Consider the following 14,461-nt stretch of genomic DNA (forward strand, 5'->3'; position numbering starts at 1 on the left):
CCCCGATTGAGTTCTTTGCAGGCGCCGCGTTTCATGGCCAAACCGCCAGGTTCGACCTCCATTGCCGTGGAAAAAACGGAACGTGAACCGCTGTATCGCCAGCTTTTCGCGCGATCCGGTTTCGGCTTCGCAGCACTCGATACGGAAGGCCGAATCATCGAGGCGAATGCCACGCTGCTGCGTTCCTTTGCCGTTTGCGCACTCGAAGATCTGCCGCGTTTCGACGCTTGCGTCTCCGCCAAGGACCGCTCGATCATCGCCTATGCAATGCGCCCCAAATCGGCAGAACAGGCTCCTTGGGAAATCCGCCTTCAAAGACCTGATAACAGCGAGTTTTGGGTTCTCGCCTCTTTCATGGAGCCGCCTGCCCTTCCCGGCGAAGGCACGCCGCCCGCGATCATCGTGCAGATCATCGATATCGATGAACGCAAGCGCAATGCGCTGGAACTCGCCGAGCGCGAGGCGCGCTGGAACAACGCGCTGGAATCCGCAGGACAAGGCGTCTGGGACCACGATTTCTCTCGCGGCGATCTCTTCTACTCCCGCCAGTGGCGCGCCATACGCGGACTGCAGCCCGACGACGCGATCGACAGTTCGCTGGAAAGCTGGATTCAAAGCGTGCATCCGGACGACCGGGCGCATGTCATCGCGGAGATCAAGAAGCAGGAAACCGGACAGACAGGGTTCAGCGTCTTTTCCTATCGCGAACGACATAAGGAAGGTCACTGGGTCTGGGTCGAAAGCCGCGGCGCCGTCGTGGAATATGGCGCGGACGGCAAGCCGAGCCGCATCGCAGGCACGGACACAGATATTACCGAGCGCAAGGAGGCGGAAGAACGACTCGCCCAGATGTCGCGCCGCCTCGAACTGGCGCTAGACGTCTCGCGCATCGGCGTCTTCGAGGTCAATCTCAAGACTAGCGAAGTCCAATGGGACGACCGCATGATCGAGATGTACGGCCTGACCGAAGAGCCCAATGCCACGACATGGGAACGCGCGCTGCATCCGCTGGACCAGCGCGAAGCGGCAGCAAAGGTCCAGAATGGGATTTTCAACGGCAGGGATTTCGCCAACGAATTCCGTATTATCCGTGGTGATGGCGAGATCCGACACCTGCGCGGCCGTTCCGCCCCCTATGTCGATACGACCGGCGTGGCCCGACTGATCGGCGCCAATTGGGACGTGACCGAAGACGTCTTGCTGCAGGAAGAGCTGACGCGCGCCAAGGAACTGGCCGAGGCTCGCGCGGGCGAGCTTGAAAGCGCCAAGGCGCGCATCGAATATACCGCACTGCACGATCATCTGACCGGCCTGCCGAACCGTCGCTATCTCGACGCCGCCATCGACGACGCCGCCAACGAGGCGCGGCAGGCCGGCAGCCGCCTTGCCGTTCTGCATATCGATCTCGACCGATTCAAGGAAATCAACGACACCCTTGGCCACCTCGCCGGGGACCAGATGCTGATCCATGCCGCCGGCGTGCTCCGTGAACTAAAGGGGGATGGCGACTTCGTTGCGCGAATCGGCGGCGACGAATTCGTATTCCTTTCCTCTGGTCCGAACGGCCGCAATCTCGCGGTACTCGCCGAGGCGATCGTCGAGGCGATGCGCAAACCCGTGACCTTCAACGGCCATATCTGCCGGTTCGGCGCCTCCGTCGGCATCGCCAGCCAGTCGGGCGCGGCGATCGACGCCAAGCAGCTGCTCGTCAATGCCGATCTCGCGCTCTATCGCGCCAAGAACCGCGGCCGCAGCCGGCACGAATTCTTTACCAGTGATTTCCAGGCGCAGATCATCATCAACAAGCAGACTGCCGACGAAATTCTGTCCGGCATAGAACAGAGCCGCTTCCTGCCCTATTACCAGCCCCAGTTCTGCGCGCGTACGCTCGATATCATCGGCGTCGAGACCTTGGCACGCTGGGACCATCCGACACGCGGCATCCTCACCCCCGACACCTTCCTGAAGATCGCCGAGGATCTCGATTGCGTCGCGACGATCGACCGGATCGTGCTGGAAAAGTCGCTCGCGGATTTCCGCGAATGGCAGTCGCTCGGGCTGGGCATCGGCAAGATCTCGGCGAATGTCTCGTCCAAGCGCCTGCACGATCCGGAACTGGCCCGTTCGCTGCGCACGCTGGATATCAAGCCGCGATCGCTGTCTTTCGAACTCCTGGAATCGATCTTCCTCGACGATTGCGACCGCACCGTGCTGGAAAACCTTGCAGAGATGCGCAAGCTAGGCATCGATATTGAAATCGACGATTTCGGCACCGGCCATGCCTCCATCGTGAGCCTTATGAAGCTCAGCCCACGCCGGCTGAAGATCGACCGCCAGCTCGTCAAGCCGGTGAGCCGCTCGCCAGGCCAGCGCAAGCTGGTGGGCACCATCGTCGAGATCGGCCGTTCTCTCAATATCGAGGTCGTGGCGGAAGGCGTCGAGACGCCGGCCCATGTCGCCATCATGCGCGACCTCGGCTGCGATATCCTGCAGGGCTATGCGCTTGCCCGGCCCATGCCGGCACAGGCCATTCCTGATTTCGTGCGGCGCGAAGAATGGCGGCTTGAGGTGGGCAACGTGCGCGACCTTCAGAACGGAGTGCGCCGCGCCGTCAACCGCTGATATACAACGCAACAAAAAAGCCGCCCGGCGGAACCGGACGGCTTTTCAAACCAGTATGATGAGACGCGATTACTTGGCTTCAAGCTGCGAGATCGCAACGGCGAGAAGCTCGATCATCTGAACGCGGATCTCGTCTTCGCTGCGGGCAACGCCGCCGGCGTCGAGATCGGCCTTCACCTTGCGCACGACGTCCTCATGGCCGACTTCTTCGAAATCAGCGGCAACGACCTCCTTGGCGTAGGCGTCCGCTTCTTCACCGGTCTTGCCGAGCAGGCCGGCAGCCCACAGGCCGACCAGCTTGTTGCGGCGTGCTTCGGCCTTGAAACGCAGTTCTTCGTCCAGCGCGAACTTGGCCTCGAAGGCCTTTTCCCGATCCTGCATGCTGGTCATCTATGACTCCCGTAGATTCTGTCACCGTTAGGCTTCCACGCCCATAAATCAAAACGACGACAAAAGTGCAATGCGAACTTTCGCCGCCACTGAAACTTGGCGGAAGGCCGGAAAACGGGGGATCGGGCCTCACGGCGATTGTTAAACTGCGGCATTTCGTTTATGGGAGCGCAAAAGACCGATATGTGCGCGGGCCCAAGCGCGCCAACAGCAGAGACAAATCCATGAACCGTCGCCGCCGTATCTACGAGGGCAAGGCCAAGATCCTGTATGAGGGTCCCGAGCCGGGCACGCTGATCCAGTTCTTCAAGGACGATGCGACCGCCTTCAACAAGAAGAAGCACGATGTCATCGACGGCAAGGGTGTGCTGAACAACCGCATTTCCGAGTATCTCTTCACGCAGCTGAACAAGATGGGCATTCCGACCCATTTCATCCGCCGCCTGAACATGCGCGAGCAGCTGATCAAAGAAGTCGAGATCATCCCGCTCGAGGTCGTCGTGCGCAACGTCGCCGCCGGCTCGCTCTCCAAGCGCCTCGGCATCGAGGAAGGCACCGTGCTGCCGCGCTCGATCATCGAATTCTACTTCAAGGCCGATGCGCTCGAAGACCCGATGGTCTCCGAAGAGCACATCACGGCCTTCGGTTGGGCAAGCCCGCAGGAACTCGACGACATCATGGCGCTCGCCATCCGCGTCAACGACTTCCTCTCCGGCCTGTTCCTCGGCGTCGGCATCCAGCTCGTCGACTTCAAGATCGAATGCGGCCGCCTCTTCGAAGGCGACATGATGCGCATCATCATCGCCGACGAGATCTCGCCCGACAGCTGCCGCCTGTGGGACATCGCAACCCAGGAGAAGATGGACAAGGACCGCTTCCGCCGCGATCTCGGCGGGCTTCTCGAAGCCTATCAGGAAGTCGCCCGCCGTCTCGGCATCATCAACGAGAACGAGCCGCCGCGCGGCACCGGCCCGGTTCTGGTGAAATAATCGGCGCCTGCCCGGCGCTTCAGAGTTTTGGTTTGAAGAGGAAGACATGATCAAGGCACGCGTAACGGTCACGCTCAAGAACGGCGTTCTCGACCCGCAGGGCAAGGCCATCGAAGGCGCGCTCGGCAGCCTCGGTTTCGACGGCGTCGGCGGCATCCGCCAAGGCAAGGTGTTCGACCTCGAACTCGCCACCGCCGACCGCGCCAAGGCCGAAGCCGACCTCAAGGCCATGTGCGAGAAGCTTCTGGCCAACACGGTAATCGAGAATTACACTATCGCTCTTGCCTGACGGCTGCGAAAGATAGGCAATGGCAGGTGTCACGAACGAACTGATGTACGAAGTGCTGAAAAGCATCCATACCCGGATGGAAAAATTCGACATCGGACTTTCCGATCTTCGCAGTGAGATGATCACGACGCGAGGAGCGATTGTTGCAGCCCAGCAAGACGTTCACCACATCTATTCGCGCTTGGACCGCGTGGACCAGCGTCTCGACCGTATCGAAAACCGCCTCGAACTGCATGAACTCGCCGAGGCCAAGGCAAGGTTTGAATCACACCCATGAAGTCCGCCGTCGTCCAGCTCCCCGGCCTTAACCGTGACCGCGACATGATCGCGGCGCTGACCAAGATTTCCGGCACCGCGCCGGTCACCGTCTGGCAGACGGAAACGGACCTGCCGGATGTCGACCTCATCGTCATTCCCGGCGGCTTCTCCTATGGCGATTACCTGCGCTGCGGCGCGATTGCCGCCCGCATGCCGGTCATGCAGGCGATCAAGGCCAAGGCGGAAGCCGGCGTGAAGGTTCTGGGCGTGTGCAACGGTTTCCAGATTCTGCTCGAAGCCGGCCTGCTGCCGGGCGCCCTGATGCGCAATGCCTCGCTGAAATTCGTCTGCCGTGAAGTGAAGCTGGAAGTGGCGAATGCCGAGACGGACTTCACCCGCGCTTATGACAAGGGCCAGATCATCCGCTGCCCCGTCGCCCACCACGACGGCAACTTCTTCGCCGATGCCGAAACGCTCGCCGCTATCGAAGGCAACGGCCAGGTCGTCTTCCGCTATGCCGAAGGCACCAATCCTAACGGCTCGATCAACGACATTGCCGGCGTGATGAACGCCAAGGGCAATGTGCTCGGCCTGATGCCGCACCCGGAAAACCTCATCGAGGCCGCCCATGGCGGTTCCGATGGCCGCGGTCTCTTCGCATCGGTTCTCGACGTAATCGCTGCTTAACCCGCCGTTGCTATCAAGGGTGCATATCCATACCCGAAAGGCTTTCCATGCGCCCTCGTCTCTCCGCCCAGCTTCTCCTGCTGCTCGTTGCCGTTGCGGCGCTGGCTGCTTGTCAGACGAAAACGCCGCCGCCGAAGGCTAATGGCAGCGCGCTGGCGACCATGGAACGCGTGGCGCTCGGCGCCAACGGCTGCTGGTTCAAATCGGGTGATCCGGCCTTCAAGGCCTATCGCCTCGCGCCGGAGCTGAACTCCTTCTCCGGCCGGCCGCGCATTCTCGTCGTCCATCGCAACTCGCCGGAATCGCGTCCGTTGCTAGTTGTGCAGGCGGAGGGAAGCCCGGCCAAGCTCGATGCCTTCGGTCCCCTGATGGCCGAACCGGTCGGCGCGCGTATCGCGGCCGACGTTCAGCGCTGGGCCGCTGGCGGCAAGGGCTGCTGAGCAGCCGTCAATCCCAATAGAACGACTTGCCGATTTCGCGCTGCGCCTCGCTGCGGGTGATGCCGATATCGCGCAGCTGATCCTCCGTCATCTCGATGAGGTCCTGACGTGTGCGGCGCTTCAGCCTCCATGCCCGCACGGCAAGCCATGCGCGATAGAGCGACTTCCGGCTGGAACTCGGGCGCTCGACGTCGCCCTGCACGAAAATTGTATCAATTGCCATGAAACTTTCTCCTGAAATGTCACTGGGAGTGTGACAATCGGTGCATTCAGGAGATAATTGACTTCGCGAACGGTGCAATATAAGAATTGCCACCATGACAAATTGGCTCCCCAATCTTCAGGCCTCCGATGGCCCGCTCTATGTCCGCATCGCCGACCAGATCGAGCAGGCCATCAACACCGGCACGCTCGCCTCCGGCAGCAAGCTGCCGCCGCAGCGCAACCTTGCCTATGATATCGGCGTGACGATCGGCACGGTCAGCCGCGCCTACAGCATGGTGCGCGAGCGCGGTCTCGTCAGCGGCGAGGTCGGGCGCGGCACCTATGTCCTGGGCTCGCCCGACAATGACGATACGGCCTCGGGCATCGACCCGATCAGCGCGCGCCTTGTCGGCACCCGCGCCACCAATGCACCGCCCGGGAAGCTGCGTTTCGACACGACGGCCGCCACGGATGTGGGACAATCGGCCATTGTCACCGATATTCTCTCGGCCATCTGCCGCGAACAGCCGAACGAGATTTCGAGCTACACGCGGAATTTTCCGGCGCACTGGCTGGAGGCCGGTTGCCAATGGCTGAAGCGCGGCGACTGGCAGCCGGCACAGGAAAGCATTGTCCCCACGCTCGGGGCGCATGCCGCTGTCATTGCCGCCGTCTCTGTCATCACGGCGCCGGGCGACCGCATCGTTTTCGAACATGTCACCTATTCGCAGGTCAGCCGCGGCACCGCCCTGCTCGGCCGCCAGACCGCGCTGGTCGATTCGGATGCCCACGGCGTCATCCCCGAGGATTTCGAGCGGATCTGCGTACAGCAGCACCCCAAGCTCGCCTTCCTCATGTCCGGCGCCCAGAACCCAACGCTCGTCACCATGCCGGAAGAACGCCGCCGGGCGATTGCCGCCATTGCCAAGCGGCACAATGTCTTCCTGGTGGAGGACAATCTCTATGGCGCTACGGCCAATGACGACATTCCGCTGCTGGCCGAAATCGCGCCCGAGCGTACCTTCCTCGTCGGCGGCCTGTCGAAAAGCGTTGCGGCCGGCGTGCGCGGCGGCTGGATCGCCTGCCCTCCGCATCTGGCGCAACGCGTGCGCATCGCCCACAAGATGGTAAGCGGCGGCCTGCCCTTCCTACTCGCCGAGCTCGCTGCCCGCCTCGTATTGTCGGGCATGGCCGATGCCATCCGCGCGAAAGTCTCCGAGGAGGTCGGCATCCGCGAGGCGCATGCGCGCAACATCTTCGAGGGGCTGGATTTCAACTCGCATCCGCGCGTGCCGTTCCTCTGGCTGAAGCTGCCGGATCCCTGGCTGTCGGGCACATTCCGGCAGGCGGCCTTCGCCGAAGACATCTTGATCGACGACGAGGATGAGTTCAAAGCCGGCCGCTCGGAAAAGACCTTTCATCGCGTGCGCATCGGCCTCTCCTCACCGACAGAACGTGAGGCGGTCGTCGGCGGCCTGATGCGGCTTCGGCGGCTCTTGGAAAACGGCCCGACAGGCTATGACAGCCCGGCCTGAAAGCCGCGTTTGCCTGTGTTTCACCGTCATTTTCCTGTCGCGCTGCAGGGCAGCATGGGGTAAAGAGACCGCAATCCTGCCCTCCACGACAAGACGAGCGACGATGACCATTTCGAACACCCGCCCGATCACCCCGGAGCTGATTGCCGCCCACGGGCTGAAGCCGGATGAATACGACCGCATCCTCTCGCTGATCGGCCGCGAGCCGACCTTCACCGAACTCGGCATTTTCTCGGCGATGTGGAACGAGCACTGCTCGTACAAGTCCTCCAAGCGCTGGCTGCGCACGCTGCCGACCAAGGGTCCGCGCGTCATCCAGGGTCCGGGCGAAAATGCCGGTGTCGTCGATATCGATGATGGCGACTGCGTCGTCTTCAAGATGGAAAGCCACAACCATCCGTCCTATATCGAGCCCTATCAGGGTGCGGCGACGGGCGTCGGCGGCATCCTGCGCGACGTCTTCACCATGGGCGCGCGCCCGGTCGCGGCGATGAACGCGCTGCGTTTCGGTGAGCCGAGCCATCCGAAGACCCGCCACCTCGTTTCCGGCGTCGTCGCCGGTGTCGGCGGCTACGGCAACTCCTTCGGCGTGCCGACCGTCGGCGGCGAGGTCGAATTCGACCCGCGCTACAACGGAAACATCCTCGTCAATGCCTTCGCCGCCGGCCTTGCCAAGTCCAATGCCATCTTCCTCTCGGAAGCCAAGGGCGTCGGCCTGCCGGTCGTCTATCTCGGCGCCAAGACCGGCCGTGACGGCGTGGGCGGCGCGACCATGGCATCGGCCGAGTTCGACGAATCCATCGAAGAGAAGCGCCCCACCGTTCAGGTTGGCGACCCCTTCACCGAGAAGTGCCTGCTGGAAGCCTGCCTCGAGCTGATGCAGACCGGCGCCGTCATTGCCATCCAGGACATGGGTGCCGCCGGCCTCACCTGCTCCGCCGTCGAAATGGGCGCCAAGGGCGACCTCGGCATCGAGCTTAACCTCGATCTCGTACCTGTTCGCGAAGAGCAGATGACCGCTTACGAGATGATGCTGTCGGAAAGCCAGGAGCGTATGCTCATGGTTCTCGAGCCCGCCAAGGAAGAGATCGCCAAGGCGATTTTCATCAAGTGGGGTCTCGCCTTCGCCATCGTCGGCTACACGACGGATGACCTGCGCTTCCGCATCCTGCATCAGGGCGAGGAAGTCGCCAACCTGCCGATCAAGGAACTGGGCGACGAGGCCCCGGAATACGACCGCCCCTGGCGCGAGCCGGGCAAGCCCGCGCCGCTGCCGGCCGCTCTCGTAGAGGAGCCCGCCAACTACGGCGAGGCCGTGCTGAAGCTCGTCGGCTCTCCGAACCAGTCGAGCCGCCGCTGGGTCTATGAGCAGTATGACACGCTGATCCAGGGTAATTCGCTGCAGATTCCCGGCGGCGATGCCGGCGTGGTGCGCGTCGAAGGCCACGCTTCCAAGGCGCTTGCCTTCTCCTCCGACGTCACCCCGCGTTATGTCGAGGCCGATCCGTTCGAAGGCGGCAAGCAGGCTGTGGCCGAATGCTGGCGCAACATCACGGCGACCGGCGCCGAGCCGCTCGCCTCCACCGACAACCTGAACTTCGGCAACCCGGAAAAGCCGGAGATCATGGGCCAGTTCGTCAAGGCCATCCAGGGCATCGGCGAAGCCTGCCGTGCGCTCGATTTCCCGATCGTCTCCGGCAATGTTTCCCTCTACAACGAGACGAACGGCATCGCGATCCTGCCGACCCCGACTATTGCCGGTGTCGGCCTGCTGCCCGACTGGTCCGTCATGGCCAAGATCGGCGGCGCCAAGGACGGCGACCACCTGATCCTCATCGGCACCGACGGCAGCCATCTCGGCCAGTCCGTCTATCTGCGCGATGTCGTCGGCAAGATCGACGGTCCGGCACCGGAAGTGGACCTGCATGCCGAACGCCGCAACGGCGACTTCGTGCGCTCGGCCATCCGCAACGGCCAGGTCACGGCCTGCCACGACATTTCCTCGGGTGGCCTTGTCATCGCACTCGCTGAAATTGCCATGGCCTCCGGCAAGGGTGCCAGGATCGACCTCTCCGAGGCGCACGGCCCGGCCCATGCGCTGCTCTTCGGGGAAGACCAAGCCCGCTATGTGCTTGCGGTTCCGGCCGATCTCGCCAACTTCATCTCAGCCAATGCGGAAGGTGCCGGCGTGCCGTTCCGCCGCCTCGGCACGGTCGGCGGCGATGCGCTGGCCGTGGATGGCCTGTTCTCGCTGCCGATTGAGCAATTGCGCAACACCCATGAATCGTGGTTCCCTGACTTCATGGATGGCAACGGCACCGCCGCTGCCGCCGCAGAATAAATAAGGGAGCAGTTTCATGGCCATGTCACCCGGCGATATCGAAGACCTCATCAAATCCGGCATTCCCGGAGCGAAGGTGGTCATCCGCGATCTTGCCGGCGACGGCGACCATTATGCAGCTGAGGTCGTCGCGGAAGCCTTCCGCGGCAAGACCCGCGTGCAGCAGCACCAGATGGTCTACGACGCATTGAAGGGCAATATGGGCGGCGTGTTGCACGCGCTTGCCCTCCAAACCTCCATTCCGGACTGATCCGCCATGGCGGGCCTTCTCGACGAACTCGTTTCCGGCGTGGTGGACGCAGCCCTGAAAGAGGTGCTGAAGAAGACCGGCGTGCGCAAGACCACGACCACCAAGCGCACGCGCCGCAAGACGACAACGCGCACGAAGGCCTCCGGCGGCATCCTCGGCGATATCCTAGAGGCCGCGTTCAAGCCGGCCCGTAAACAGACGAGCCGCCGACGCACGGCGGCCAGTCGCTCCCGCCAGCGCAGCCGCTGATTCCGCAGCCTCAGGTCCCGCCATGCGTCTTGCCATCCTCTCGCTTGGCCTGTCTCTCCTTGCCTTGCCCGTGGCGCGGCGCAGGAGGTCGAGTGCCATTCCAGCGACAGCTACCTCGTCGCTGTCAAAGGCTATGGCGACGAGCCTGGCGCACAGATCGCCGTAACGGCCATCGAGCCCGGCACGGCGTCGGAATGCCGCTTCGATCCAGATGAAGCGGACGATGTCATCGGTGAACCCGGCGATCCCTTGTGGTTCTATGCGCTGGAAGGCAATATCCTCGTGCTGAGCCGCTCGACCGGCCCGCAGGGTGATGTCGTCGTGCACGATCTGGACGAGGGCACGGTGCTGCTCGACGCCCCCTCCGATGCCTTCGAGGTTAAGAACGGCAAGCTCGTCTTCTGGGAGCGCACGGTCGAGGGTACGCCCGACACATGCCCCGGCTTCGCAGAGTTTCAGGCAAACGGCTTTGGCACGGTCATCACGGTCGAAAAGACCCTGGATTTTGCCGATGGCAGCGTGACGACCACCGGCGCAAGCCGCTGCGACGGCACACAATAGGCGCGGCAACGGCGCAACACCCGGGATTTGCTAAGGCAACCCCGCTTACTTTTTCCAGAGGGCCTTCTGGCATTTGTCACCCGAGGTTGTTATCTAGGGCGCATGGTTCATCGCATCGGCCCTTGAAGCCGATTTGCTAGGGAATACGACTATGAGCGGCATCCAAGATTTCATCGCCAACGAAGTGAAGACCAACGACGTCGTGCTCTTCATGAAGGGCACGCCAGAGTTTCCGCAGTGTGGCTTCTCCGGTCAGGTCGTGCAGATCCTCGATTACGTGGGCGTGAACTACAAGGGCATCAACGTGCTCGCTGATGCCGACATCCGCCAGGGCATCAAGGATTATTCCAACTGGCCGACCATCCCGCAGCTTTATGTTAAGGGTGAGTTCATCGGCGGTTGCGACATCGTGCGTGAAATGTTCCAGTCGGGCGAGCTGCAGTCTCACCTTCAGGAACAGGGTATTTCGATCAAGGGCGCTGCCTGACGCTTCACGGTCTTCCGGCCGGCAAGCTTTTCAAAGGCGCCGCACCCCAGCGGCGCCTTCTCTCTTTTATGGAATGAATTGATATGTCTGGACTTTCCCCTGAATCGGCCCAGCGCCTCAAAGGCATGGGCAAGATAGAATTCATTGCGCTCATGGCGTTCCTGATGGCGCTCAATGCGCTCGCCATTGACATCATGCTGCCCGGTCTCCAGGAGATCGGCGCGAGCCTCGGCGTTGAGAACGAAAACCACCGGCAATATGTCATCTCGGCCTATCTGATCGGCTTCGCCTTCGCGCAGTTGCTCTACGGCCCGATTTCCGACCGCTTCGGCCGCCGCATGCCGATGTTCGTTGGCCTGGGCATCTATGTCGTCTCGTCGCTGATGGCGATCCTCGTGCCGAGCTTTGCCGCCCTTCTGGCACTGCGCTTCATCCAGGGCATCGGCTCGGCGGCGATGCGTGTCATCACCGTCTCGATCGTCCGCGACATTTTTGGCGGACGCGCGATGGCGGAAGTCATGTCGCTGATCATGATGGTCTTCATGGTCATCCCCGTCATGGCGCCGAGCATCGGTCAGGTCGTCATGCTGTTCGGCAACTGGCACCTGATCTTCGCCTTCATGGCGGTCGTCGCAATGATCGTCTGGTCCTGGATGTATTTCCGCCTGCCGGAAACGCTCCATGACGACGACGTACGTCCCTTCACGGTGCGCTCCATCCTCGGCGGCTTCCGCATCGTTCTGACGGACCGCGTGGCGCTCTGTTACACGCTGGCGAGCACGTTCATCTTCGGTGCGCTGTTCGGTTTCATCAACTCCGCGCAGCAGATCTATGTCGGCATCTACGGCCTCGGCGTCTGGTTTCCAGTCGCCTTTGCCGCCGTCGCCGCTTTCATGGCGCTATCATCCTTCGTCAACGCCAAGCTGGTCGGCCGGTTCGGCATGCGCAAGCTGTCGCACGGCGCCCTCATGGGCTTCCTGACGGTCAACACGCTATGGCTTGCCCTCACGCTGGTCTGGCCGGGTCACGTGCCCTTCCCGATCTTCATCGTGCTCTTCGCGCTGGCGATGTTCCAGTTCGGCTGGATCGGCTCGAACTTCAACTCGCTCGCCATGGAGCCGCTCGGCCATGTCGCCGGCACCGCCTCCTCCGTGCTCGGCTTCATGGGCACGGCCGGCGGCACGGTGATCGGCGCGATCATCGGGCAGTCCTTCAACGGCACGGCGCTGCCGCTCGTCACCGGCTTCTTCACGCTCTCGATCATCGGCCTGATCTTCGTGCTGATCGCCGAGCGCGGAAAGCTGTTCCAGGCCCATAACAAGCCGGTTTAAGGAAACGACCACTCCTCTGTCATCCGCGGGCTTGCCCCGAGCATGACAGAGAGATTTTTAGACAAAAAAAGACCCGGCTGCTGATGCAGCCGGGTCTTTTGCTTTAGGAATAGAGCCTCAATCGACGAAGACTTCCCGGCGCAACAATTCCCAGGTGTCCTTGTCCGGCGCCACCAGAAGGCCGCCTTCCGTGTGGTGGGGCTGGTACGCCGAGCCATCGAAGCGGGCGGCATAGGCACCGGCTTCCTGGGCGATCAGCGTACCGGCCAGGTGATCCCAGGGCATCAGCTTGTTGTACATGAGATAATGCAGGTGGCCGCCGGCGAAGGTGCGATATTCGTGCGCGGCGCAACGGTAGTTCGAGACGAAGGCCACCTTGGCGAGGTTCGACAGGATGCGCGCACGGCGATCGCGGTCGACGAAGCTAGTGGAGGCCATGCCGGTCAGGTCTTCAAGGGCGGCACCGCCGCGGGCCTTCAGCCGCACGGCCGGGCGGTGATCGCCGGTCTGCCAGGCGCCGGAGCCCTTTTCGGCCATGACGAAATCATCGCCCATCGGGTCGTAGATGATGCCGCCGACGGTTTCACCGCCGGAGACGATCGCCGCCATCACGCCAAAGAGCGGTACGCCGGAGGCGAAATTGAAGGTGCCGTCGATGGGATCGACGACGATAGCGGTTTCGGCATTGCCTAGCTTCGACAGAAGCGCCGGGTCGGCCGCGACCGATTCCTCGCCGACGAACAGCACGCCCGGAAACTGCGCGGCCACCTCGCGCTTGATGAAGCGTTCCGCCGCCTCGTCGGCGACCGTCACAAGATCGTTCGCGTCGGCCTTGGTGTGGACGTCGCCTTTGGCGAGCGCCCGGAAGCGCGGGCGGATTTCCGTCTCGGCCGCGTGTGCAAGCACAAGCGCCAGGGCATTGATATCAATCGTCATTGCTTTTTACCGTTTCGAGGGAGGAGAAATCGAAAAGCTTGGGGTCGAGAAGATGCGAGGGATTGGTATGGCCGAGCGCGCGCAGCATGGCGTCCTTGCGGCCGGGCATGCGCGTTTCGATATCCGCCAGCATCGCCTTCATCGCGTTGCGCTGAAGGCCGTCCTGCGAACCGCAGAGATCACAGGGGATGATCGGGAACTGCATGGCCGTGGCGAATTTCGCCAGATCGTCCTCAGCCGCATAGGCGAGCGGACGCAGCACCATGAGATCGCCTTCGTCATTCAAAAGTTTTGGCGGCATCGCGGCAAGCCGCCCGCCGTGGAAGAAATTCATGAAGAAGGTTTCGAGGATATCCTCGCGATGGTGCCCCAGCACCAGCGCATCGCAACCCTCCTCCCGGGCCACGCGATAAAGATTGCCGCGGCGCAGCCGCGAGCACAGCGAGCAATATGTCGCCCCCGTCGGCACCTTCTCCTTCACGATGGAATAGGTGTCGCGGTATTCGATGCGGTGTTTGATGCCGATCGATTTCAAATATTCCGGCAGGATATGTTTTGGAAAATTTGGCTGCCCCTGGTCGAGATTGCAGGCGATCAGCTCCACCGGCAGCAGGCCGCGCCATTGCAGGTCCATCAGCAGCGCGAGGAGGCCGTAGCTGTCCTTGCCGCCGGAGAGACCGACGAGCCAGCGCTTCTGACCCTTAAGCATGGCAAAATCGTCCATTGCCTGACGGACCCGCCGCAGCAGGCGCTTGCGCAGCTTGTTGAAGGAGACGCTGGACGGCGCATCCGCAAAAAGCGGATGACGGCCTTCGTCCGGTGTTTCGTCGTCGGGGTCAGCGAATGCCAGGGTCATAGGTGCCGTCATGGGTTTGCAATGCCCCGAACCGGC

Annotated in this window: 17 protein-coding genes; 13 read left to right on the forward strand and 4 right to left on the reverse strand. The window is 62.4% G+C overall.

Annotation, left to right across the window (positions count from 1 at the left end; genetic code table 11):
* Nucleotides 1-33: 33 nt before the first annotated feature.
* Nucleotides 34-2,622, forward strand: a complete 2,589-nt coding sequence (locus D0Y60_RS00565; protein WP_117366195.1) for an EAL domain-containing protein — start codon at nt 34-36, stop codon at nt 2,620-2,622.
* A 69-nt stretch (nt 2,623-2,691) separates the two neighbouring features.
* Here D0Y60_RS00565 and D0Y60_RS00570 read toward each other — a convergent pair whose 3' ends face one another.
* Entirely contained in the window at nt 2,692-3,012 is a 321-nt protein-coding gene (locus D0Y60_RS00570; protein ID WP_117366196.1) for a DUF1476 domain-containing protein, read from the reverse strand.
* A 224-nt stretch (nt 3,013-3,236) separates the two neighbouring features.
* On the opposite strand from D0Y60_RS00570, the gene purC reads away from it, so the two are divergent.
* Genes purC through D0Y60_RS00595 form a run of 5 tightly spaced genes read left to right on the forward strand, consistent with a single transcriptional unit; the run spans nt 3,237 to nt 5,675 of the window.
* Entirely contained in the window at nt 3,237-4,001 is a 765-nt protein-coding gene (gene purC, locus D0Y60_RS00575) for a phosphoribosylaminoimidazolesuccinocarboxamide synthase (protein WP_117366197.1), read from the forward strand.
* Nucleotides 4,002-4,047: 46 nt separating this feature from the next.
* On the forward strand, nt 4,048-4,290 hold the full coding sequence (gene purS / locus D0Y60_RS00580; RefSeq protein WP_117366198.1) for a phosphoribosylformylglycinamidine synthase subunit PurS: 243 nt from the start codon (nt 4,048-4,050) through the stop codon (nt 4,288-4,290).
* Nucleotides 4,291-4,309: 19 nt separating this feature from the next.
* Complete coding sequence (locus D0Y60_RS00585; protein ID WP_117366199.1) at nt 4,310-4,567, forward strand: hypothetical protein; 258 nt, start codon at nt 4,310-4,312, stop codon at nt 4,565-4,567.
* The gene (purQ, locus tag D0Y60_RS00590) at nt 4,564-5,235 is read left to right on the forward strand and encodes a phosphoribosylformylglycinamidine synthase subunit PurQ (protein WP_117366200.1); all 672 of its coding nucleotides are present in this window, start codon (nt 4,564-4,566) and stop codon (nt 5,233-5,235) included. Before D0Y60_RS00585 ends, purQ begins: the two co-directional genes overlap by 4 nt.
* A gap of 47 nt (nt 5,236-5,282) precedes the next feature.
* Nucleotides 5,283-5,675: a hypothetical protein gene (locus D0Y60_RS00595; protein WP_117366201.1), complete on the forward strand. Its 393-nt coding sequence runs from the start codon at nt 5,283-5,285 to the stop codon at nt 5,673-5,675.
* Between the two features lie 7 nt (nt 5,676-5,682).
* Here the strand turns inward: D0Y60_RS00595 and D0Y60_RS00600 are convergent, their stop codons facing one another.
* Complete coding sequence (locus D0Y60_RS00600; protein WP_117366202.1) at nt 5,683-5,898, reverse strand: DUF1127 domain-containing protein; 216 nt, start codon at nt 5,896-5,898, stop codon at nt 5,683-5,685.
* Nucleotides 5,899-5,992: 94 nt separating this feature from the next.
* Here D0Y60_RS00600 and D0Y60_RS00605 point away from each other — a divergent pair, with 94 nt between their 5' ends.
* The 7 genes from D0Y60_RS00605 to D0Y60_RS00635 all read left to right on the forward strand — a co-directional run bounded on the left by D0Y60_RS00605 (nt 5,993) and on the right by D0Y60_RS00635 (nt 12,633).
* Entirely contained in the window at nt 5,993-7,414 is a 1,422-nt protein-coding gene (locus tag D0Y60_RS00605; protein WP_117366203.1) for a PLP-dependent aminotransferase family protein, read from the forward strand.
* A 103-nt stretch (nt 7,415-7,517) separates the two neighbouring features.
* The gene (gene purL / locus D0Y60_RS00610; RefSeq protein ID WP_117366204.1) at nt 7,518-9,755 is read left to right on the forward strand and encodes a phosphoribosylformylglycinamidine synthase subunit PurL; all 2,238 of its coding nucleotides are present in this window, start codon (nt 7,518-7,520) and stop codon (nt 9,753-9,755) included.
* Nucleotides 9,756-9,771: 16 nt separating this feature from the next.
* A complete protein-coding gene (locus tag D0Y60_RS00615; RefSeq protein WP_117366205.1) occupies nt 9,772-10,005 on the forward strand; it encodes a BolA family transcriptional regulator in 234 nt (77 codons plus the stop codon).
* Between the two features lie 6 nt (nt 10,006-10,011).
* Nucleotides 10,012-10,254: a hypothetical protein gene (locus tag D0Y60_RS00620; RefSeq protein ID WP_117366206.1), complete on the forward strand. Its 243-nt coding sequence runs from the start codon at nt 10,012-10,014 to the stop codon at nt 10,252-10,254.
* 249 nt (nt 10,255-10,503) lie between these two features.
* Nucleotides 10,504-10,815: a hypothetical protein gene (locus D0Y60_RS00625; RefSeq protein ID WP_117366207.1), complete on the forward strand. Its 312-nt coding sequence runs from the start codon at nt 10,504-10,506 to the stop codon at nt 10,813-10,815.
* Between the two features lie 151 nt (nt 10,816-10,966).
* On the forward strand, nt 10,967-11,302 hold the full coding sequence (grxD, locus tag D0Y60_RS00630) for a Grx4 family monothiol glutaredoxin (RefSeq protein WP_117366208.1): 336 nt from the start codon (nt 10,967-10,969) through the stop codon (nt 11,300-11,302).
* 125 nt (nt 11,303-11,427) lie between these two features.
* The gene (locus D0Y60_RS00635) at nt 11,428-12,633 is read left to right on the forward strand and encodes a multidrug effflux MFS transporter (RefSeq protein WP_117366209.1); all 1,206 of its coding nucleotides are present in this window, start codon (nt 11,428-11,430) and stop codon (nt 12,631-12,633) included.
* A gap of 117 nt (nt 12,634-12,750) precedes the next feature.
* Here D0Y60_RS00635 and D0Y60_RS00640 read toward each other — a convergent pair whose 3' ends face one another.
* Both D0Y60_RS00640 and ttcA read right to left on the reverse strand, forming a co-directional pair.
* Nucleotides 12,751-13,569 (reverse strand): inositol monophosphatase, encoded by an 819-nt coding sequence (locus D0Y60_RS00640; RefSeq protein WP_117366210.1) that lies wholly within the window; start codon nt 13,567-13,569, stop codon nt 12,751-12,753.
* A complete protein-coding gene (ttcA, locus tag D0Y60_RS00645) occupies nt 13,559-14,425 on the reverse strand; it encodes a tRNA 2-thiocytidine(32) synthetase TtcA (protein ID WP_117366211.1) in 867 nt (288 codons plus the stop codon). The genes D0Y60_RS00640 and ttcA overlap by 11 nt, the downstream gene beginning before the upstream one ends.
* Nucleotides 14,426-14,461 lie beyond the last annotated feature (36 nt).

This window comes from Shinella sp. WSJ-2 (assembly GCF_003432075.1).
GTDB lineage: Bacteria > Pseudomonadota > Alphaproteobacteria > Rhizobiales > Rhizobiaceae > Shinella.

Excerpts from the sequence above, each read along its gene's own strand:
- D0Y60_RS00565 (WP_117366195.1), top strand. The coding sequence starts at position 34 with ATGGCCAAACCGCCAGGTTCGACCTCCATTGCCGTGGAAAAAACGGAA.
- D0Y60_RS00570 (WP_117366196.1), bottom strand. The coding sequence starts at position 3,012 with ATGACCAGCATGCAGGATCGGGAAAAGGCCTTCGAGGCCAAGTTCGCG.
- purC (WP_117366197.1), top strand. The coding sequence starts at position 3,237 with ATGAACCGTCGCCGCCGTATCTACGAGGGCAAGGCCAAGATCCTGTAT.
- purS (WP_117366198.1), top strand. The coding sequence starts at position 4,048 with ATGATCAAGGCACGCGTAACGGTCACGCTCAAGAACGGCGTTCTCGAC.
- D0Y60_RS00585 (WP_117366199.1), top strand. The coding sequence starts at position 4,310 with ATGGCAGGTGTCACGAACGAACTGATGTACGAAGTGCTGAAAAGCATC.
- purQ (WP_117366200.1), top strand. The coding sequence starts at position 4,564 with ATGAAGTCCGCCGTCGTCCAGCTCCCCGGCCTTAACCGTGACCGCGAC.
- D0Y60_RS00595 (WP_117366201.1), top strand. The coding sequence starts at position 5,283 with ATGCGCCCTCGTCTCTCCGCCCAGCTTCTCCTGCTGCTCGTTGCCGTT.
- D0Y60_RS00600 (WP_117366202.1), bottom strand. The coding sequence starts at position 5,898 with ATGGCAATTGATACAATTTTCGTGCAGGGCGACGTCGAGCGCCCGAGT.
- D0Y60_RS00605 (WP_117366203.1), top strand. The coding sequence starts at position 5,993 with ATGACAAATTGGCTCCCCAATCTTCAGGCCTCCGATGGCCCGCTCTAT.
- purL (WP_117366204.1), top strand. The coding sequence starts at position 7,518 with ATGACCATTTCGAACACCCGCCCGATCACCCCGGAGCTGATTGCCGCC.
- D0Y60_RS00615 (WP_117366205.1), top strand. The coding sequence starts at position 9,772 with ATGGCCATGTCACCCGGCGATATCGAAGACCTCATCAAATCCGGCATT.
- D0Y60_RS00620 (WP_117366206.1), top strand. The coding sequence starts at position 10,012 with ATGGCGGGCCTTCTCGACGAACTCGTTTCCGGCGTGGTGGACGCAGCC.
- grxD (WP_117366208.1), top strand. The coding sequence starts at position 10,967 with ATGAGCGGCATCCAAGATTTCATCGCCAACGAAGTGAAGACCAACGAC.
- D0Y60_RS00635 (WP_117366209.1), top strand. The coding sequence starts at position 11,428 with ATGGGCAAGATAGAATTCATTGCGCTCATGGCGTTCCTGATGGCGCTC.
- D0Y60_RS00640 (WP_117366210.1), bottom strand. The coding sequence starts at position 13,569 with ATGACGATTGATATCAATGCCCTGGCGCTTGTGCTTGCACACGCGGCC.
- ttcA (WP_117366211.1), bottom strand. The coding sequence starts at position 14,425 with ATGACCCTGGCATTCGCTGACCCCGACGACGAAACACCGGACGAAGGC.